Genomic DNA, 21748 nt, shown 5'->3' with positions numbered 1-21748 from the left:
GCAAGCAGCCGATGGCGGAAGGTACAGTTTCGCGCCGGCAAGAAGCTAAATGACCTGTTTATCAACCGCTCATCCGGGCAAAAGCGCCGCCAGACTGGCTAGCGCATGGGTGCGGGCGCTGGCCGGCGGTCGCCTATAGCCGTCAGCGCCACTTTCAGCGGTCCTCCTTGCCGTTCGGACCACCGTCCCCGCCGCCGCTGCACTTGCCATTCTTGCCTTGCACAATCCGCTCGCACCAACGTCATCACCGGCGGGCTCACGCCGGCAACTCTTCCACAGCTTTCGAGAACTAACGCCGGTCTTCACCGTCGGTATCGAGGCAACTCATCGGTGTGATCCTGCAATCATTGCTCAATGAAAATTACCTACCCGTGCAAGTTGCATTCGCGGGCGGCATGCACGGAGACACGATGCGCGCCAAGGTCCGCGACCGTGTCCCATGAAGGAGAATCAATACAGCTAGGTGAGTGCACGTTTGACATTCTAAATTTAAATCTGGTATAATTTTAAACTACAATATTAATTAGCTTGGAATCATCTAGATCATAACCCTGTTCAGCGCGTAACGAGCCCAAGGCAGCCACACATACCGCGCACCAAAGCACCGCTCTTTCCAAATAGCGGAAGCGAAAGGCAATTTATGACCGAGATCAAGGCTGGAGCAGCATCCAGGCAATTCCGGTCTGGCTTCAATGCGGCCTTGCGCCCAGGATTCTCGCTGCCGCGTCTGGGAGCCCTGATGAGCCGGGCCCTCGCGGAGACTCTCCTGGACCTTTCCGAACTAACAGTTCTCACCGAGGCTGCAACCGGTGCGTACGCCGTGACGGCCGTCCTCGCAGCAATGGCGGGGGCCAAACACGTCTATGCTTTCACCAGACCTACACGGCACGGCACACCAGCTGAAGCCAGACAACAGACTCTGGAGCTTGCGGGTTCGGTCGGCGTTGCCGATAGCATCGACGTCGTGGAGCAGATCACTCCGAACGTCCTCCATCAAACGGATATCGTCACCAATAGCGGTCATCTTCGGCCTCTGACCGCCGCCCTCATTGATAAGCTCCCAAGGCAGGCCGTGATCGCCTTGATGTTCGAGGCTTGGGAATTTCGCCCCAAGGACCTCGATATGGGAGCATGCTTGCGGCGCGGAATTCCGATTGTCGGCGTAAACGAACGCCACCCGTCGGTCGATGTCTTCTCGTTTCTCGGTCCGCTGTGCGTGAAGCAACTCCATGATAGCGGCTTATCCGTTTACAAGAACCGCATTGCCGTGCTGTGCGACAATGAATTTGTCGGCTCGCTTCGCGCCGGTCTCGCGAGCTCTGGAGCGAGCGTGGACACCTTCGACAACCTCCAAGACTTGTATCGCGACCAGTGGGACGCGATCGTCGTCGCGCTGCGCCCGGCGGCTGAGCCTCGTATCGGTTCGCCCGAAGCAATGCACCTCGCGGCTTGCGCGCCCGCCGGGGCCACCATCGTTCAGTTTTGGGGTGATATGGACCGAACAGCACTGTCAGAAAATGGATTGGGCGTTTGGCCAACCGCGCCGCCGGCGCTGGGGCACATGGGCATTCTCCTGTCGGAGATCGGGCCCGATCCGATCGTGAGGCTTCAGGCAGGTGGACTTCGGGCTGCCGAGTGGGTTCGGCGCAACAAAACTGTTTCGGCTGACGGATTCGCCCAGATCGTTTCTCGCTGCCCCGATCCGGCTTTCGCCAATTCAGATTAACGCAGCGATGACCTCGATGACCGTGGCCTCGCCGATGCCAGAACGACGACTGGGCATTGTGCACGGGCAGGCTAGAGACGCGGCGTTCGCCTGAATTGAACCCGAACCCGCTAGGGTCCTCGACACGGGTACTTCAGGCCATTAGCCAACTATTGCGCGCCCCGACAGCTCCGCCATGATCTTTGCTCTCAAAAGCACGATGCGCTGCTCTGGCTGGAAGCCAAAAACACTCAGCCTTCCCGCGCGTCAAGCAGCAGCGCCGACCAAGCCTGCTTCAATCGCGGATAATCCTCGCGCGACATCCGAAACGTAATCACGTCGTCGCCGTTCCACCAAGCGTTCGGCGCAATACTTTCGATTTCGAAACCAAGGCGAATATGGAAGCTCTTCGAGGCCACGTTCCTGTTTTGCACCTTCGCTACGACCACCGAGAGCCCCAGTTGCACGAACGCGAACGCGAAAAGCAGGTCGAAGATCTCAACCAGGAAAAGGCGCGCGCCCGGATCAACGATCAACCGCGCGACCTCGCCGTGCCTTGCCGCGAGGTCCACGTTCGCGAGGGCGATCGTGCCAGCCGGTTTTCTCGAGCGCTTGAACTCGGCAATGAAATAGTAATCGTTCGTTCTGGTTTGATAGTTTCGGAAAAACTCTTCCTGCTGGACCAAGGTCAGCTTTTCCCGCGTCATGAACTTGCCGAGAACGGGATCGTTTCGCCAAGCGATGATTTGCAGGGAGTCTTCCAGTCGGACCTCCCGGAGCGCCAAGTTATTTCCTTCCGGAAGCGCCCTGAGAATCTCGGCCTTTGTTGAAAGCGTCCCCATGCTCGGCATTTCCAGCTTCATAAGATCGCCATGCATTAATTTCACCCTAATTTAATATTTTAAATAATTGACCGCAGTGTTATCATTATTTAATGTGATTTTCAATAAAATGCTGCCGCTTCGATTGATGGAGGCTCGCTATTCTCGCCGCTGTACCAGTCTTGCCGGACCGGCCCATCGATGATGCCGAACTCAAGTCCTTAGCTTTGTCCGGAGATGCCGCGTTCTGGGGACATCTCGCCGCCCGTTCGCGGCAAGCGGCGACTTTTTCAGAGCTGTTCTTTCTGTCGACGCTTCGAAAGAAAGCGAAGCTACATGCGAGCGAAAGTGTCCGGCCAAAACTCCGCCTCGCGTTGATCGGTGGCTACAACCTTTATCCGCTGCACGAGCTGGTTGAACATCTCCTGGCCATTCGGGGATTCGAGTGCGAACGCTTCCTGGGCGACTACGATAATTTCGTGTCGGAGATACTCGACGGCTCGAGCCCATTGTACGCCTTTAAGCCGGATCTCGCCTTCATTCTACCGAACGCGAACCATTGCCGGTTTTCCGGCTCGCTCCTCGATGCCGTGGAACAACAGCGGGAAGCCGCAATTGGCGCCGCGGACCACCTCCTCAACCTCGCGCGGACTTTCGTCGCGCGCTCAGGCGCGTCCGTGATCCTTGCCAATCTCGCCCTGCCCGGCGATCTCGATCTCGGCTCGTTTCGTTCGCGCACGCTCGGCGCCGATTGGAGTTTCCGCAAGGCGGTAAACTTCGAGCTCGGGCTCCGGGCTCCCGCTGAGGTACAGATCTGCGACGTCGAGTTTCTCTCTGCGCGCCGGGGGATCACTGCCGCGCAGGATGCGCGAGCGTGGTATGAATCGAAGCAGCTCGGCTCACCTGATTTTCTGGTGGACGTCGCGCAAGAGCTAAGCCATCTGATTGCTGCCCGGAAGCAAGGCCCCAAGAAGGTGCTGGCACTCGATCTCGATCACACGCTATGGGGCGGCGTGATTGCGGAGGACGGTGTCGAGGGGATCGAACTCGGCGACTCCTCTCCGCGCGGCGAGGCTTTCAAGGCATTCCAGAAATACCTCCTCGGCCTTTCCCAACGCGGCGTCCTGCTGGCGGTATGCAGCAAGAACGATCATGCGCGCGCAATTGAGTTATTCGAGAAGCATCCCGAGATGGTTCTGCGCCTGGAACACTTCGCGGCCTTCAAGGCCAATTGGGACCCGAAGTCCGACAACCTGCAGCGGATCGCAGATGAACTCCGCCTCGGCCTGGACAGCTTCGTCTTCGCCGACGACAACCCTGCGGAGATCGAGATCGTGCGCCAGTTTCAGCCCCAAGTCGAAGGCGTGCTCCTCGGGCCGGATCCCGCCGAATTCATCGGTCGCCTCCAGGCCGGACGCCATTTCGAGCCGCGGAACGTCACCGAGGAGGATCTTGAGCGTACGGCGCAGTATAGGCAGGAACGGCGACGCACGGAGTTCGCGGCGAGCATAACCGACATGCCAGCCTACCTCGCCTCGCTTAAGATGCGAGGCACGATCAAGGAGTTCGACCCGCTCGATGTCCCCCGCATTTCCCAGCTGATCGCGCGCAGCAATCAGTTCAACCTGACGACCGTCCGTCGACCGGAAACGGACATCCAGGGTCTCTTAAAGAGACCGGGCTATTCCTGCTTCACGATGCGGCTTGAGGATCGGTTCGGCGATTCCGGGCTCATCTCTGTGGTCATTGCAAAGGTCGAAGGCGACGTCTTCGTGCTGGATACGTGGCTCATGAGCTGCCGCGTGCTTAAGCGCCAGGTCGAGGACGAGATCATGAACGAGATCTTTCGGCTTGCGAACGCCGCAAGTTGCACAAAAGTGCGCGGCATTTATCTTCCGACGCCGAAAAACGGGATCGTCGCCGGAATCTACGAGGAGTTTGGCTTCGTGCGTACGGTAGACTTCACTGCTCGGAAAGAGTTCGAGCTCGAGGTCGAGAAGTATCAGATGCGCTCGACCAAGATCCACATAACCCGGAGGGCCTATGAAGCAAGCTGAAGTACTGGCGAAGTTGCAAGAGGTCTTCGACGGCATCTTCCTTCAGAAGGTTGCGGCCAAGCCCGAACTGTCGGCGGCCGACGTCGAGGAATGGGACTCGCTCATGCAGATCTCGCTCGTCATCGCGATCGAGCAGAAGTTTCGGGTGCGATTCCGCCTAGGCGAAGTGGAGGCGGCCCGGAACCTGGGCGAATTCGCCGATCTGATCGCGAAACGGATGGAGTCCTAACAGCTGGACATCGCTGAGGAAAGCCGGGATACCCGGCCCGGCCGCCTGCCGGTGTCGCACCCAGCCCTATTGGCTTGACGCGGCCCTGCTCCACAAGAGGCCGTCCGAACTTTCGTCTGACAGCGCTTAAACCAAGCGAAGCCGAATTTGGGCGGCGTCAATGCGGCGTAGCCGCCAAGCAGCTGTTCGTGACCGGCGATTAACCGGGCCACGCCTTCTCAAGAGAAATTGAAATACCTGCACGTGCCGCTTGCTTCACAAGCGCGAAAAAATAGAATTAATTTGCAAAATATTGTTTAATAGATTTAATCTCGGGATTTTAACTTAAATCCTTGTCCGAGTAAAGAGATCGACTGCGCGGGAGAACAACATGACAAGTCTGTTCACCACCCAGGTCCCCGTTCTGACCAACAACACCGATGGAGCAGGAGCGGATTACGAGCTGGGCATGACCTTCACCAGCGACAGCTCCGGCGTGATCCAGGCGATCCGATACTACAAGGCCTCGAACGAGACCGGCACTCATGTCGGGCACATTTGGTCGACCACCGGCCAGGAGCTGGCGACGGTCACCTTCACCAATGAAGGCGCATCGGGCTGGCAGCAGCAGGCCCTCGCCACGCCGCTCACCATCACCGCCGGCACGACCTACGTGGTCTCGGTCAATATCAACAGCTATTACGTCTCCACCACCCAAGGCTTCGCATCCGGCATCAGCAACGGTGGCCTGACCGCCCCGGCCGGTGCCGGCGTCTTCGACTACAACGCGGGCGTCTTTCCGACTAACGTCTATCAGAACGCAAACTACTTCCGCGACGTCGTCTTCGCTGCGAGTTCGAAAAACCCCAATAATCATCCCGGCGCGGTGAGCGTCAGCGGGACGCCGACGCAGAACCAGACGTTGACCGCGACGGTGAGCGATACGGACGGAGTGCCCGGGACGGTCTCCTATCAGTGGCAGCAGAGCACGAACGGCAGCACGTGGACCAACATTAGCGGCGCGACCGCGAAAACGCTGACGCTGGGCCAGGCCCAGGTCGGCAACTTCATACGCGCCATGGCTTTCTACACGGACCTGCTGGGCAGCAGCGAGAGCCCGGTGAGCTCCGCGACCGCCACGACGGTAGCCAATGTCAACGACGTCGGCGCCATCACGATCAGCGGCACCGCGGCCCAGAATCAAACGCTGACGGCCAACGTCACGGATCCCGACGGCGTCCCAGCGAGCATCACATATCACTGGCAAAGCAGCCCGGACGGAACCACCTGGACGAATCTCGCCGCCACGACCTCGAGCCTCACTCTCGACAGCAGCCTGGTCGGAAAGCGGATCCGGGTGAATGCCACCTACACCGACCTGCGCGGCACCGGCGAGAACGCGACCAGCGCGGCGACGGCCACGGTTGCAGCTGCGAGTGCAACCACCACTCTGTTCACCACACAGGCGCCTGCCATCACCAATGCCAGCGACGGGATAGGGGCGGATTACGAACTGGGCATGCGCTTCACCAGCGACACGTCCGGCGTGATCCAGGCGATACGGTACTACAAGGCCTCGAACGAGACCGGCACCCATGTCGGCCACATCTGGTCATCCACCGGCCAGGAACTGGCGACGGTCACCTTCACCAATGAAGGCGCATCGGGCTGGCAGCAGCAGGCCCTTGCCACCCCGCTCAGCATCACCGCCGGCACGACCTACGTGGTCTCGGTCAATATCAACAGCTACTATGTCTCCACCACCCAAGGCTTCGCATCCGGCATCAGCAATGGTGGCCTGAACGCTCCCGCCGGCGCCGGCATCTACGACTTGACAAAAGGCATTTTCCCGACCGCCATCTATCAGAATACCAACTACTTCCGCGACGTGGTGTTTGCCGCGGGCTCGTCAAGTCCCAGCAATCACCCCGGCTCGGTGAGCATCAGCGGGACGCCGACGCAGAACCAGACGTTGACCGCGACGGTGAGCGATACGGACGGAGTGCCCGGTACGATCTCATATCAGTGGCAACAGAGCACGAACGGCAGCACGTGGACCAACTTCACCGGCGCGACCGCGAAAACGTTGACCCTGGGTCAGGCCCAGGTCGGCAACTTCATACGTGCCACCGCCTTCTATACGGACCTGCTGGGCAGCAGCGAGAGCCCGGTGAGCTCCGCGACCGCCACGATGGTAGCCAATGTGAACGACGTCGGCGCCGTGACGATCAGTGGTACCGCGACCCAGAATCAAACGCTGACGGCCAACGTCACGGATCCCGACGGCGTGCCTGCGAGCATCACATATCACTGGCAAAGCAGCCCGGACGGTATCACCTGGACGAATCTCGCCGCAACCACCTCGAGCCTCACTCTCGACAGCAGCCTGGTCGGCAAGCGGATCCGGGTGAATACGACCTACACCGACCTGCTCGGCACCAGCGAGAACGTGACCAGCGCGGCGACCGCTGGGGTTACAACTGCGAGTTCCGGTACTATTCTATTCACCACCCAAACGCCTGCCATCACCAATGCCAGCGACGGGATAGGGGCGGATTACGAGCTGGGCATGCGCTTCACCAGCGACACGTCCGGCGTGATCCAGGCGATACGGTACTACAAGGCCTCGAACGAGACCGGCACTCATGTCGGCCACATCTGGTCATCCACCGGCCAGCAACTGGCGACGGTCACCTTCACCAATGAAGGCGCATCGGGCTGGCAGCAGCAGGCGCTCGCCACGCCACTTACCATCGCGGCGGGCACGACCTACGTGGTTTCGGTCAATATCAACAGCTACTACGTCTCCACCACCCAAGGCTTCGCATCCGGCATCAGCAATGGTGGCTTGAATGCTCCGGCCGGCGCCGGCGTCTTCGACTACACCGCGGGCGTCTTCCCCACCAACGTTTATCAGAACGCAAACTACTTCCGCGATGTCGTCTTCGCCCAGCCCAACGTCATCGCACTCCTCAACAGTTCCACAGTCTACGTCAGTGAAGCGGGGGGCACAGCCACCATCACCGTCGTACGCTCTGGCGATCTCCAGTCTCAAACGACCGTCGAGTACACGACGAATGAAATCGGCACGGCTGGGACGGCGACGGCTGGATTGGACTACATTCAGCCCACGTTCAATGGTCGGGCGAACACCGGTCAGATCGTCTTCGCACCCGGAGAGAGCACCAAGAGCTTCACCATCTCGATTGTGAACGATCAGCTCACCGAGGGAACTGAAACGTTTGCCGTCGGGCTTCAGAATCCCAGCTCCGGCTCCCTTGGAGCCCCGCGCACCGTGCTCGTATCCATCGTCGACGACGACTCGCCCACCGCCATCGCAATGGCGGACGCCGCCGTCACCGTTACCGAGGGCACACCGACAGCGACGATCACGCTGCTGCGCAGCGGCAGTGCCACTCAGGCTGCCACGGTCGGCTTCACAACCAGCAACGGCAGCGCGGTCTCGGGATTGGACTACACGACCACGTCCAGCACAGTGACCTTCGCTGCCGGCCAGGTGACTCAGACCATCACCATCCCGATCATCAACGATACGACACCGGAGAGCGACGAGACTTTCACCGTCAACTTGACCACCCCGACGGGCGCCACCCTGGGCGCGCAGGCGACGACAACAGTGAAGATCCTGGATAATGACAACCCCGACCTCGGCAATCTGGTGGGCCAGACGGCCGTAACAGGCCTGAACGAACCAACGGCGATCGATTGGAGTCCCGACGGCCGCTACATGCTCGTCGCGCAGAAGGACGGTGTGGTGCGCGTGGTGGACAACGGCACGCTGCGATCGACGCCGCTGATCGACCTGTCCAGCGAGGTCAACGATGTCAGCGATCGCGGACTTCTGGGGATCGCGGTTAACCCAAATTTCTTTGCAGGCAGCCCCTATGTCTACCTGCTCTACACCTACGATCCGCCCGAGACCGCGGGCCAGACGGGACTCGCAGGACCCGATCAGGCCGGAAATCGACCGTCTCGTCTGGTGAGGGTGACTGTGAACCCAAGCACCATGGTCGCCGATCCCGCGAGCGAGTTCGTACTCGTCGGCAAGAATAGCACTTGGGCGTATACGAGCCGTCCGGACCTGGACAGCAACGGCGATCCCAGCATTCCTCCATCAGGTATCGTCAACGGCACCACCATAACGGCTCCGGCCAGCCAGATAGACACTGGAGCTCAGGACAACGATCCGAACTCGCCAGGGATTCAGAATCAGAACATTCGCGATTATCTGGCGACGGACGGGGACTCGCATTCCATCGGTGCCGTTCATTTTGGTCCCGACGGCTATCTCTATCTCACCGTGGGCGACGGCACGTCATACAATTTCGCGGACCCTCGTGCAGTGCGGGTCCAGGACATCCAAAATCTCTCCGGCAAGCTGTTGCGGATCGACCCGACTACGGGTGCAGGAGCGCCCGGAAATCCATTCTATCAGGCCGGCGATCCCAACAGCAATCAGTCGAAGGTCTTCTACTACGGCGTTCGCAACTCTTATCGCTTCAGCTTCGATCCCGTCACCAATCTGCCGGTGCTCGGAGATGTGGGTTGGGACAGCTGGGAGGAGTTGGACACCGGTCCGGCGGGATCGAATTTCGGCTGGCCCTATCTCGAGGGTCCGAACAAAACCGCCAGCTACCAGGACCTCGCCCAGGCAATCACCTTCTACAACAATGGCAACCGCAACAATACGTCGGACCCGCCTGCAGTATTTCCCATCTTGGCCGAGAGCCACGGTGCCCCGGACAATTTCCACGTGATCACCGCGGGAGATTTCTACAACCAGAACATCATGTTCTTCGACGATGTCTACAATGGAACGATCTTCGCTGCGACCTTGAACGCAAACCGCCAGATCGCCAGCGTTCAGTTGGTGGACAACAACGCACAAGGCATCGTCGACCTGCAGAAGGGCCCCGACGGGTGGCTCTACGGAGCCGACATATTTGATGGCACGATCCGACGTTGGGTGGACCCTTCAGCCACACCCGCTGTGGGGCTCACAGTGGGGTCCTGACCGGTGCGGGCCATAGTAAGCGTCGAACTGCGACCGTTCGGGGATAGCGATCGTTCATCCCGCGAGAAACGGCATGGATATGGACGTCTCGGAAGATCGAGGCCGTTTAGGGGGATTAATGAGAGCTGCAATAATATTGACCTCTATCGCGATGATCTCTTTAAGTCTGGGGATCGGAGCAACGTCGCCGACCCTGGCGGGTCAAGAGCAGAACTCATTTGGATCTTCAGCATCATCCATGCCGCCGCAGTCCAAGCCTGGGCAGCGCATCGATGCCTGGCGCCAGATGGACGATAAGCTCGTCAATCCGACGAGCGCGAACGGCTATGTCCGGTGGCGTCTCGCTTACGATGGCGGCGTTGATGGTTCTAACGGCAAAGACAGACCCGCCGCGCCACCTGCTCCTGCACCCGCTCCGTCATCGATACCTTTGAGTGGACCGCCGCTTTCCTTTAACGATGCGCGATTTACCAGTGCTGTCTCCTACAGCCGACTGGACAATGGCGTACCGGATGGAGGATCACTCACAGATCGAAGTTATATCTATTACGAAGTCGGCGATAACACGGTTGGTTGCTGGGGTAGCTGCACACTAACGAGGCTCCGAATCCAGTCCCGCGAATGTATCCGGGCGATCAAAGGCAATATCGTAATCTCGGACTCTTATCTCGAGGCGATAGGACAAGACGATGACCATGCCGATGTGATCCAGGCCTATGGCCCCGGCAATCACGGAACGATCACTCTGCGAAATACGTCCATTGTCGCGCACAACACTTCGGCGACCGCCGGGATATTCGTCGCCGACAGCTGGAAGCCCGATCTGGTTGATCTGGAAAACGTCATGTTCCAGGGCGGACCTTTTGGCCTGCGTCTTCACGCCGATGGTTACACCAACGCACATTTGCGAATGAAAAACGTGTGCTTTGTCGGACCGTTCCGCTTCCGCAAGTTTTTCATCACCGAATTCATCATCGACGAGTGGACGAACGTGAATGACTGCGTCATTCAGAATGGCCAGCTTGTTGTCGTGAGACCCATCCGACGCCCCTGACAGCGCGTCCAGTAATGATGGCCAAAAGCCAGGGCGGCGCATATCGGCCCGCCCTGCTCACGTGGGTCATGTGCTGCTTCGATCAGCGTGCAAATTTAAACTTAGATGCCTGGCGCGATCCCAGGGGTTTTCCGAACTGCCATAAGCGACTTGGTCATTCCGAGATACTTTTCCGGGATGACGTCCGCGTCGGGAAAAAGCGCCGAAAACATGCGCCTGTCGAGCAAGGTCGAAGATTGAACGGTCCTCATCGCCTCATCGACGGTAGCCGCTTTGGACCAATAAGGACCCAACTTGCGGGCCATGACCAGCCGGAACTTAAGGGACTCGGGAAGCCAATGCAGGAGTGGCGTTCTCGCGTGGGGCTCGATCGGAAACCAGAAATAGGGTGTTTGCACAAAGTAGTTTGGAGCGATTCTGCGGATCTCCTTCGCCATTGACATCATGTCCGACCATTGGCCTACATGTTCGATGACGGAGTTCGAGTGGATCACGTCGAAGCTGTTATCGGCGAATTCAGGCATGTGACAGGCGTTCCCGTGCAGGAATGTAAATCCCGGCTGGGCTGCAGGCTGCGCGTCGTCCAAGTTGACCAGCGTTATTTCGACAGGCCTGCCTATCAGTTTTCTCTTATCCTTCCAGTAGGCTTCAACTCCGCCAACGTCGAGAATCCGCAGAGAACGCCCCATCGTCGGAATCGAATTGATGAGGTCGAGAAATATGGAAAATCGGGCCAGCCTGAAACTGCTCGACGCTGCCCTCTCGTAACCACCAACTTCGATCGCCGGGGAAGTCGCCATTTCAATCTTCCTCGATGGTGAGCTTGAATTCGACTATATACGGCACATTTAAATTCGCTTCAAATAAAATAACAACGATATTATTCTTCGGGCCATGTCGAATCGAACGAGCAAGCCTGAAGGCTTACTCGCACAGACCGAATCTGAACCCAGACAGAGCACCCGGAAAGGTGGAGAGATTTCCAGGGAACAGCGCAAGGCCTTCGCCACATCAGCCAATCATGCTCATGGTCGCCTGATCGTCGCCCACAGGCGATGATTGCCGGGTATCTGTACGCGAACCCAGCGATAGGGCATCAGCGACCACGGCTTGATCTGCGGCGTGAGATTGTCGAGAACGAAGTCGCCGCTGCGGGTGCGCACGAGAAGCACCAAATGGTGTTCTCCAGAACCCAGGACGACTTCGCCCAATAACAGCACTCGTGCCGGCCAGCCAAGCTGAAGCAACTCGTGGCGCTTGCTCACCGCGTAGTCATTGCAATCACCGTGATTGGGATTGATGACCCACTCCTCGCCGGCAAGGCCGAGCTCATTGCGAGCCGGCATAATGGCGAGGTTGACTGCTCGATTGACCTCTTGCAGAGCCGCCCATCGGTCCTCGGTCAGCCGGATCGGCCCACCACGAAACGATCGCCGCTGCAGACATTCCGCCTCATAACGCAGGCAGAACGCGGTGTACGCAAGGGGCGGCAGCGTCGGGCTTCCCAGCTCGATGCGCGGATTGATTGCCCTCAGCGTCGCCGGCGGGGCCGTGCGCCCGGCGCGCGCCCATTCAGTTCCACCGATCATTACAGCAAGCGCCGCCGCGACAACCGAGCCGCACGCACGATTCATCCGCCGATCCCTCGTAAACGCCAGATTGAGGCTCGGATCCACTGGCAGTGCGGAGACATCCTATTTAAAATGGATTATTAATTCAAATAAAATAAATATTAAATTTTGGGACGGATTGTATCATTGCGGCTTGATGTCGGCCCCGCGCATGGGCGCACATCGACCATTTTGGCAATGGAGCGCTCCATCGCTTCTGCGAGCCGTTGGGCTTCGCAGAGCCGCGGACCCGCGCAATTAGGGCAACAATTTAACAAACTCGCGAGTTTAATTATTGATTAATCTCCGCCGCTGGGCAAAGCGTCTCCCGAACGGCTCTCCTGCCTCAGGATCGGGATTGCACATGACGGAAGAACTGCTCGTCATTCTGGGGGCTGAAGCCATTCTGCTAGCCTTCGTCACAGCGATGACTCTGCACCACAAGCAAATGGATGTGCTGAGCGGGCTGCAGCGCCGCGCGTATCGCAGGTTCGCCCGCCGGCAAGACAGGCCTTTGCTGCGCTCGGTCCGTACTCGCGCATGGGCTTTGCTGTCACAGGCGAAGACGTGGATCGGGATTGGAAGGCTCACCCCAGCCAATCTCTGGCGGCTGCTCGGAAGCGCCCAATCGGGCCTGATGCAGGCGGGAAAGCTGTCCACCATTGTGCCTTATCTTGGGCGGCCTGGGACCCCTCGAGCCACGGCTTCCGGCACCAGACGTATTGCAGAGGCTGGGCGTCAGCTCGGTGCTCGTTGAATGCGGAGCCCGAGTGGCACTCGGGCCCGCGTCATTCCACGTCTGGCAATGGCTCAGCGTTCCTTGAATGCCCGTTCCACCTAAGCCTGCGGCGGCTTGAGAGGGCAGGACAGCGCAGTGCGACGTGCCATGCTTACGAAAGCCTGGCCGACCCGAGTTTCCCCAGCTCCTTCGGCTTCAGGATGATGCAATCGCTGTGTTGGCTGCTACCGGCACGCTGTTCGCGCCGAACAAACTTGACCTCGGGGCCTTCGGATGCAACCCGACGAGCGGCAAACCATCTGTGCGAGTAGTTCTTGTCGCTAATCGCCCAACTCACGGCGCCTCTGCGAGCTCTGCGTCATGTTCAGTTGGACTTCTTTTTCGTCTTGAACATCAACGTTATCCGCAGCAATGGACAAACTCGCGAGATTCCTCTTGCGGCGTGCGGAACATTCCCCTGGAAGAGCACCAGACGGTTTGGACGTGGCAGTACGGCTGCAACGATATCTGCCGGTGGTTGTTGGGTCAGGAAAACGGTCTCACCCGCCCAATTAGGATCCCAAGTTGGATTAGAATAGAAGACTGCCGTGTAGTCATTGGGATCAGCTGAATCCAAATGAGCTGAGCCTTCGCATCCGTACGGATAACCGTTTGCATAGCACCTCATCAGTGTGTGATCCTTGAAGATCGACCGCTCCAAGAGACTCCACATTTTCCAGATGACCGGAGCTTCGTTCTCCAAGACACCTGAACAATCTGACGTGTCAGCTTCGTCGTATCCGCCGGCAAAATGCTTGTACCAATAGCGATAACTGCCGGGTGCCTTGAATGATACTGCTCCAAATTTCCATGATGTATTTTGCAGATAGTCTTGGACATTCGCCAATAATTGCTGTTCTAAGACATCATCATAAACACGAATGACCGGGCTTTGTGAGAGTATGATGGACTGCGATGTCATCTGTCCAATAGCTCCTTGATCGCGAGCTCGATGCTCGTTGACGCGCGACCCCGAGCGCTGGTGTACTCTCGGGGCTGTATCATTTCGTGTCCAGCAAAGCTTCAGCGCTCCTTGAACGCCCGCTCCGCCTGATCGTGCAGCGGCTTGAGCAGGTAGGATAGCGCGGTCCGACCTCCCGTCTTGATGAAGACCTCGACGGGCATGCCGGGCAACAGCTTGGCCGACCCGAGTTTCGCCAGCTCTTCCGGCTTCAGCAGAACGCGACCCGTGTAGTAACTCGTGCCGGCGCGCTGATCCTGCGTGATATCTGCCGAGACCATGCTGACCTCTCCGTCGATCTCCGGAGTGGTCTTCTGGTTAAACGCCGCGAAACGCATTGTCGCGGTCTGCCCCACATAGACCTGGTCGATGTCGCGCGGTGCGATCTTGACCTCGACGGCAAGCGAGTCCGCGTCAGGCACGATCAGCATGATTTGCTCACCGGGTGAGATGACCCCGCCGACCGTGTGGACGCTAAGCTCGTGGACGCGGCCGGTCTGTGGCGCCCTGATATCGATCCGATGCAATTGATCGACCGCCGCAGTCTTGCGCTCGCCCAGTTCGGAGAGTTTTGAGCGCGTTTCGATCAGGTCCTTGCCGACTTCCGTCCGCAGGTCCTGGTCGATCTGAATGATCTGGAGGCCGATTTCGGAGATCTTGCCTTTCGATTGCGCAATCATGCCGGCCAACTGGCTGCGCTCGCCTTCGATGCGCGCGGAGTCGCGCTCGAGGGAATTGAGCCGCGTGATCGGCACCAGATTCTTCTGCCAAAGGCTGCGCACGCCCTCCAGCTCCTGGCGGATGAATTCGACTTCCTTCTGCTTGGCCTCGGTCTGCCCCGTATAGCCCTTGATCTCGTTCTCCAGCTGCGCGCTTTTCTCCTGCAACTGCGCTTTTTGGCCGCTCCTTGCCTGACGGCGAAGGTCGAACAGCTTCCGCTCCGCAGTGATTGCACGGCTCGCCTCGGAGTTGCTCTCCTTGGCTCGGTCGAGCAGCACCTTGGGAAACACGAATTGCTCGGCACCATCGCGCTCGGCCTCGAGACGAGCCTGGCGCGCGAGCAGCTCATCGATGCTGTTCGTGACGATCGTCGCATTGGCGAGCGTCTGAGTCTCGTCGAGGCGGATCAAAACGTCGCCTGCATTGACCCGATCGCCCTGGCGCACGCGCAACTCACCCACGATCCCACCGGTGGCGTGCTGAACCTTCTTGACGCTCGAATCCACCACGACCACGCCCTGGGCGATCACCGCGCCCGACAACTGGCTCGTTGTCGCCCAACCGCCGACCCCAAATGTCACCAGACCGAACATGATCATACCGACGATCATGTAACGCTGGATGGACTGCATCGCCGGCGCCACCTGGCTGTTCATCGGTTGCCTCCTTGAGCTTCCGCGACCACCTTGAGCGGCACGGGATTTCGCAAGACCTTCTTCAGGACCTCCTCTCTCTTGCCGAAGGACTGAACTCTGCCTTCCCCGAGGCACAGGACATGGTCCACGGCCTCCAGCGCCTTCGGCCGATGCGCGATAACCGCAACAATCCCACCCCGGCGGCGAACGTTCAGAATCGCCTCGGTCAAGGCTTCCTCGCCCTCGGCGTCGAGATTGGAAGACGGCTCATCAAGCACGACCAGGAACGGTTTGCCGTAGAAGGCGCGTGCGAGCCCGATACGCTGCCGCTGCCCCGCCGACAGCGCTAGCCCTCCCTCGCCGATCTTCGTGCTGTACCCGTCCGGAAGGGAGAGGATGAGGTCGTGCGCCCCCGCGGCATGCGAGGCCTCCAGAACAGCGGCGGCCGTTGCCTGCGGGTCGAACCGTGCAATGTTCATCGCAATGCTGCCGTCGAACAATTCGACATCCTGAGGCAGATAACCGATGTGCTTGCCGAGAGCGTCCGAAGACCAATGATCGAGCGCGGCCTTGTCGAGCCGGATCCTGCCTCGAATGCACGGCCAGACGCCGACCAGCGCACGTGCCAACGTCGATTTGCCGGATCCGCTCGGACCAATGATTCCGACCGCCTGCCCCCTTCGCAGCTGGAACGACACTTCACTGACGGTGGGCCGCTCCGAGTTCGGGGCGCCAATATAGAGATGCTCGACGGTGAGAGTTTCAACAGGAGGAGGTAATGCCAGCCGCTCCTCCTCGCCGGGGAGAAGTTTTAGCAAAGCATCGAGCCGTCGTCCGGATTGCCGCGCAGCGACGAACCCTTTCCAGTTCGCAATGGCCATTTCGACGGGCGCCAACGCCCGCGCGGTGAGGATCGATCCGGCAATGATGATGCCGGCGGTCGATTCCTGGTTGATGACGAGGACCGCGCCGACGGCAAGAACCAGCGATTGCAGAATCGCTCGAAAGATCTTGGAGGCGCCCCCCAGCCCGTTAACGACGTCGCTGGCCCGCTCATGGGCAGCGAGGTACTTCGCGTTGACATCCTGCCAACGGAACGCCGCCTGCTGCCGCATGCCCATGGCCTGCAGGACCTCGGCATTTCGCCGCCCCTCGAGCGCCAGTGCCGTTCGCGAGACTGCGAGACGCGAGGACGCCTTTGCCGGCCCTCGCGTGCGCGTTTCGGTGAGCATAGTAATGCCGACCAGCACCAGCGCGCCGGCCAGCGCAGTGACGCCAATCCAGAAGTGGAAGAGGAAGCAGACACCGAGATAGATCGGCATCCAGGGCAGATCGAACAGCGCGGTCGGCCCTCCGCTCGACAGGAAGCCGCGGACCTGATCAAGATCCCGCACCGGCTGCAAGCCGTCGCCATCGGCCCTGGTCTTCAAAGGCAGACGAACAAGCGCGTCGAATATGCGAATGCCGAGCCTTTCATCGAAATAGCGGCCGACCCGCGCGCTGATCCTGCTCCTGACGAAGTCGAGCCCACCCTGAAACAGGTAGAGCACCGTGGCCAGAACCATCAAGGCGATCAGCGTCGGTATGCTGCGCCCGGGCAGCACCCGATCATAGACTTGCAGCATGAAAAACGAACCAGTGAGCATGAGGAGATTGCTCATCCCGCTGAAGGCCGCGAGCGCCCAGAAAATCCGGCGGCAAGACCGCAGGAAAGCCGACATCTCTGATTGCGGCTCGTCATAATCCTTCGCCGGCCCGGATCGACCAGCGAATATCCGTTGCCGCAGGACTTCGACCGAGCGCTTTGCCCAGCCGACTAGTCGCGGCGTCCGCAGTTCGGCGTCATCCGCCGACTGTCCTCCGCCAGCCCATAGTCCGGATATGTGCAGAAGTGGAATACGAAAAAGATTCGCAGGCGGGGGGATCACCCCCCGCCGTCTAAAGTCCATCATGACAGCCGCCCTTTAGTCATGCCTTGTCGGAGGATCCCCAAGAGATCCCCCGAGGCCGTTGTTGAGTACTAGTCTGTGTGGTTACGCGGTCCCCTACGCGAAATGGAAGTCGTGGCTGTTCAGCTTGTCGAGCTGCGTGTTCTTCAGCGTGAGGGTGTCGCCGCTCCCCGCCGCGATCACGACGTCGCCGCCTGACTGGGCCGCGTGGGAGAGAACGCTCGCGAAACTGTCGAACACGGACTTGCTGAACTCGACCGTATCGTGGGCAGCTCCGCCGGCAACGAAGCCCTTGATGACGTCGTTGCCGAAGTTCGCGGCAAACGAGAAAGTGTCTGCCTTGCTGGTGCCAACGAAGACCTCATTGCCTGAAGTGCTCGTCTGTACGTTGCTGCCTGTCGAGCTCGAAGTAGCAACGACCTGACTGGTGCTCGTGGACGACGTAGCTAGGCTGGAAGCACCGATCTGTCCGTCACCGTTGAGATCCTGATGGAAGCTCGTCTCAAGCGACTTGAGGCCGGCATTCGAACCCGACACGTAGCCACCCGACGTGGAGCCGGTCAGGGTGCTGACGTGGGAAACGTAGTTACCGTTGCTGTCGGTGTTCCAGGCCGTATAGAGTCCGGAGCCCTCCTTCCAGACAACCTGATAGCCCGTCGCGGTCTTCTCCGCAGCAATCGGTGCCCAAGTGCCATCCGACCCGTCCACAAAATCCACTCCCTTATTCTTCAGTGTGGGGCCCGATCCGGCGCTGTCGTTGAGGTAATATTTGCCGCTGCTCTCAACGAGAGTAGTCGCACCAGCCGACTCGATTTTCGTACCAGAAGTTGGCGATGTCGGTGTGGTTGGGGACGTCGGGGTGGTTGCAGTGGAAGTACCGATCTGACCGTCACCGTTGAGATCCTGATGGAAGCTCGTCTCAAGCGACTTGAGGCTGGCATTCGAACCCGACACGTAGCCACCCGACGTGGAGCCGGTCAGGGTGCTGACATGGGAAACGTAGTTGCCATTGTTGTCGGTGTTCCAGGCAGTGTAGTAACCGCCGCCTTCTTTCCAGACAACCTGATAGCCCGTCGCGGTCTTCTCCGCAGCAATCGGTGCCCAGGTGCCATCTGACCCGTCCACAAAATCCACACCCTTGCTCTTCAGCGTGGGGCCCGATCCGCTGCTGCCGTTGAGGTAATATTTGCCGCCGCTCTCAACGAGAGTTGTCGCGCCATTCGACTCGATCTGCTTGCCAGCAGTTGGTGACGTCGGTGTGGTTGGGGACGTCGGTGCGGATGGGGACGTCGAGGTGCCGGTGCTGGCCGTGACCACGGTGGACGCCGCGCTGGTGTTGCCTGCCGCGTCTGTTGCCTTCGCGGTGAGACTGTGCGAACCGGCCGCAAGGCCGCTGGTGGTATAGTTCCACACGCCACTGCTGTTGGCGGTCGCGGTCCCGATCTGGGTCGTGCCGTCAAACACCTTTACGACGCTGCTCGCTTCGGCATTGCCCGACATCACCACCTGATTGGCGCTGTTCACCGCATTGCTAGCAATGGTCGGCGCAGTCGGCGCTTTGGTATCGACGGTGACTGCCAACGCAGACGACGCCGCGCTGGTCTGCCCCGACGTGCTGGTCGCCGTTGCGGTGAGCGTATGTTTGGCGTCGGTCAGGACCTTTGTGATGTAGTCCCAACTGCCGCTTGAGTTCGCAGTCGTCGAACCGATTTGGGTCGCACCGTCGTAGATCTTGACCATGCTGCCGGCAGCAGCGGCACCCTTGAGCTCGATGGTGTTGTCGTTAGTGATCTTGTCGCCAGCCGCACCGCTGTCGGTCGAGAACGAAGTGATAGTGGGTGCATCCGGTACGGTGGGCGCGGAGGGCGCAGTCCCACCTTCAACCGGCCAAGGGGGCTCGATAAGATCACCCGGAACAAGTTGACCATTCACAATTGTTGCGGAGCGTACATTTTCCCACTGAGTGATGTGTATGGGCGCATTGACCTCCTGAAAGAGATAGGTCGTTCCCACAAAGTACACGTCTTTCATGGAGACGTAGATATCGCTTGTATCCGCGGCGACCCGCAAACCAAACTGACCACCTTCGAACACCACATTATCCAATGTAACTGTTCCACTGTATTCGTCTGCAATGAAGATCCCAGCGGTGTCATTACCATTGGCGTGGCCGACAATTGTCGTGTTCGTAACCGTCAAATTCCCGGTGCCGCCGGGAGCATAGGCCTGAATGCCATCGGCGTGATCGCCCGCTTGTCCCGTTGTTTCAATATACGAATTGCTGATGTTTATGTCGCCGCTCCCCGCAATTCGCACGCCTTCCCTTGCCTCGATACGGATGGTGTCGAGGTTGAACGAGCCAAAGCCTCCGACAACGGCGTCGCCGCTGAAATCGGTAATGCTTGCGTTCGAAAGCGTCCCGCCATTTGGAATGGCGCCCCCAGTCGAATTCGTAACGTTGCTGAACATCGGATCATCCCAGCTCAGAGGAATGGTCGCCATCTAGTTTTTCTCCTGGTAGATTAGATTTGATTTACCCCTGGCACGCGCCCATTTCGATTTCCCCGAGCGACGGTACCCAAGCGCGGCTCTGCTGGCGCAGCGCCGTTGGCTTCCTCTTCTCGACGGGGGGAGGCTTTTTTGCGACGACACGACGGCCCACCCAAGGTAATTTCTTAGCTGCCTCGGCCAAGGTGCACCGCGTCATTTTAAATGCGACGATAATTCTTTAGTTCGATCAGGCACTCGTGCACCATTGAAAGAGAGGCCACAGAGAACGAACGAAGACATACGAACGTATGCTCGATTCGAAGATCGCTGTCATCACCAGTTGGCGGCTCGCCAGAAGCGGCCCCCGCAGCAGAAAACAAATTAAATATTCAATGCCGATATTATACCCCGTCAGGCGCCTCCGCTGAGCGACTTGAACCGCTGGAAGAAGCTGAGGACTCATCCCCCAGGAATATGGGTCGCCACGATCATTTCACCTGCGGACAATCGTCGCTGATCTTCAGATCGACAGTGGCCATGCCGGCCGAGCCTCCGGCCATTTCAGCGAATTCAAATCCGTGGCCGGTGCCGAGATGCTGGTCGGGATTGTCGCAGATCAATCGAGCCGTTGCGGTGCGGGCGCGGCATCCGGCCGCCCTGTCTTGCCTTTGGCGCCGTCGAGCAAACCTACGAAAGCGACTCTTCCGGCCGACAGGGAGCCTTTGAGCACGTAGCGCACCACGAACAGCAGTCCGACTCCGAAATGGCAGATCCAGCGCGATCCCGCAAAGCGCCGCGCATAGACAATGCCATTGCGGGCAGACAAATAGATCGAGAGATGTGAGCGCTTCTCCGGGGCAACGGCCGAGCCGATGGTCGTTCCTCCAATGTGGCGAATGATGGCTTTGCTCGCGAAGCCGATGCGGTGCTTTCCCCGCCGCCGTCCCCAATCCAGATCTTCCATATAGAGAAAATAATCCTCAGCCATGAGACCGACGTCTTCGACGAACGCTCGCGTTGCCAGAACACACGCCCCGCTTACCGCATCGATCCGGCCGAGGTCCTCGACAGATGGTGCACTGCCAATTGGCGCATTCCTGCCTATGGCAACAACACGGCCTGTCGTCCGAGACCAACAAAGTCCGTAGTTGATGATCTTGTCGGGGGTATTGTGGAAGACCAGGCTTCCGCCCACCATGCCAAACCCCTCGGCAGACTTGGCAATCAATTCAGACAGGCCGCGGCTGTCCACTTCGGTATCGGGATTCAGGACAAGCACCGAACCCCAGCCGGGGACGCCAAGCAACGGCTCGAGCCACGCGTTGACGCCGCCTCCGTAACCGAGGTTATCGATTGCGAGTCCGACCCGGACTGTATTCGTGCGGTCCTGAAATCGGCATTTGACCACTTCGGCCAGTCGCTTCTGTGGCCGGTCAAGAGTGTCCGACGCATCTGAAATTCGTTGCAACGTTCGGTCCGGTCCCACGAGCGCCACCAGCAACTTCCGGTAGGCTGCTTCCCCGCCATTTTCGCAAATGAAGACCTCGAACTGATCCCAGTCCGAACGAGCGAGCGACTTCAAGCAGCGATTCACGTCATCGGCGTTGCGGTAGGAGACGATGATGACGGCGAGGTTGACGCTAGCAGTCGGCATAGCCCAGACACCTTCTCATTGCCCTCGACGATGAAGAGCGACCACCGCCGACCCAAACGCTTGCGCAGTTC

14 protein-coding genes are annotated in these 21748 nt (G+C 59.2%); 6 read left to right on the top strand and 8 right to left on the bottom strand.

The annotated features are described in order from the left end of the window. The first annotated feature begins 640 nt into the window (after positions 1-640). The gene (locus tag IVA81_RS03385; RefSeq protein ID WP_247312223.1) at positions 641-1726 is read left to right on the top strand and encodes a hypothetical protein; all 1086 of its coding nucleotides are present in this window, start codon (positions 641-643) and stop codon (positions 1724-1726) included. A gap of 230 nt (positions 1727-1956) precedes the next feature. Here the strand turns inward: IVA81_RS03385 and IVA81_RS03380 are convergent, their stop codons facing one another. Continuing rightward, on the bottom strand, positions 1957-2568 hold the full coding sequence (locus tag IVA81_RS03380) for a GNAT family protein (RefSeq protein WP_247312220.1): 612 nt from the start codon (positions 2566-2568) through the stop codon (positions 1957-1959). Positions 2569-2708: 140 nt separating this feature from the next. Between IVA81_RS03380 and IVA81_RS03375 the strand changes: the two genes are divergently transcribed. From IVA81_RS03375 to IVA81_RS03360, 4 genes are all read left to right on the top strand, one after another. Further along, the gene (locus IVA81_RS03375; RefSeq protein WP_247312217.1) at positions 2709-4583 is read left to right on the top strand and encodes an HAD-IIIC family phosphatase; all 1875 of its coding nucleotides are present in this window, start codon (positions 2709-2711) and stop codon (positions 4581-4583) included. Continuing rightward, entirely contained in the window at positions 4570-4812 is a 243-nt protein-coding gene (locus IVA81_RS03370; protein WP_247312214.1) for an acyl carrier protein, read from the top strand. Before IVA81_RS03375 ends, IVA81_RS03370 begins: the two co-directional genes overlap by 14 nt. A 370-nt stretch (positions 4813-5182) precedes the next feature. Further along, a complete protein-coding gene (locus tag IVA81_RS03365; protein ID WP_247312211.1) occupies positions 5183-9826 on the top strand; it encodes a DUF4082 domain-containing protein in 4644 nt (1547 codons plus the stop codon). A gap of 73 nt (positions 9827-9899) precedes the next feature. After that, the gene (locus IVA81_RS03360) at positions 9900-10880 is read left to right on the top strand and encodes a hypothetical protein (protein ID WP_247312208.1); all 981 of its coding nucleotides are present in this window, start codon (positions 9900-9902) and stop codon (positions 10878-10880) included. Between the two features lie 101 nt (positions 10881-10981). Here IVA81_RS03360 and IVA81_RS03355 read toward each other — a convergent pair whose 3' ends face one another. Continuing rightward, positions 10982-11680, bottom strand: coding sequence for a methyltransferase domain-containing protein (locus IVA81_RS03355; protein ID WP_247312205.1), 699 nt, complete (start codon positions 11678-11680; stop codon positions 10982-10984). A gap of 225 nt (positions 11681-11905) precedes the next feature. Then, on the bottom strand, positions 11906-12514 hold the full coding sequence (locus IVA81_RS03350) for a transglutaminase-like cysteine peptidase (RefSeq protein WP_247312202.1): 609 nt from the start codon (positions 12512-12514) through the stop codon (positions 11906-11908). Between the two features lie 340 nt (positions 12515-12854). Here IVA81_RS03350 and IVA81_RS03345 point away from each other — a divergent pair, with 340 nt between their 5' ends. Then, positions 12855-13247 carry a hypothetical protein gene (locus IVA81_RS03345; protein ID WP_247312200.1) on the top strand — a complete coding sequence of 131 codons (393 nt, stop codon included), beginning with the start codon at positions 12855-12857 and terminating at the stop codon, positions 13245-13247. 346 nt (positions 13248-13593) lie between these two features. Here the strand turns inward: IVA81_RS03345 and IVA81_RS03340 are convergent, their stop codons facing one another. The 5 genes from IVA81_RS03340 to IVA81_RS03320 form a co-directional block, all read right to left on the bottom strand. Next, a complete protein-coding gene (locus tag IVA81_RS03340) occupies positions 13594-14190 on the bottom strand; it encodes a 2OG-Fe(II) oxygenase family protein (RefSeq protein WP_247312198.1) in 597 nt (198 codons plus the stop codon). A gap of 101 nt (positions 14191-14291) precedes the next feature. After that, positions 14292-15605: an HlyD family type I secretion periplasmic adaptor subunit gene (locus IVA81_RS03335; RefSeq protein ID WP_247312195.1), complete on the bottom strand. Its 1314-nt coding sequence runs from the start codon at positions 15603-15605 to the stop codon at positions 14292-14294. After that, entirely contained in the window at positions 15602-17305 is a 1704-nt protein-coding gene (locus tag IVA81_RS03330) for a type I secretion system permease/ATPase (RefSeq protein ID WP_247312191.1), read from the bottom strand. Before IVA81_RS03330 ends, IVA81_RS03335 begins: the two co-directional genes overlap by 4 nt. Positions 17306-17629: 324 nt before the next feature. Continuing rightward, positions 17630-20035, bottom strand: a complete 2406-nt coding sequence (locus tag IVA81_RS03325; RefSeq protein WP_247312189.1) for an Ig-like domain-containing protein — start codon at positions 20033-20035, stop codon at positions 17630-17632. Positions 20036-20639: 604 nt separating this feature from the next. Then, the gene (locus IVA81_RS03320; protein ID WP_247312186.1) at positions 20640-21677 is read right to left on the bottom strand and encodes a glycosyltransferase family 2 protein; all 1038 of its coding nucleotides are present in this window, start codon (positions 21675-21677) and stop codon (positions 20640-20642) included. Between the last annotated feature and the right edge of the window lie 71 nt (positions 21678-21748).

The organism is Bradyrhizobium sp. 141 (assembly GCF_023074055.1).
GTDB lineage: Bacteria > Pseudomonadota > Alphaproteobacteria > Rhizobiales > Xanthobacteraceae > Bradyrhizobium.
This window is presented reverse-complemented; position numbering and strand designations above follow the sequence as displayed.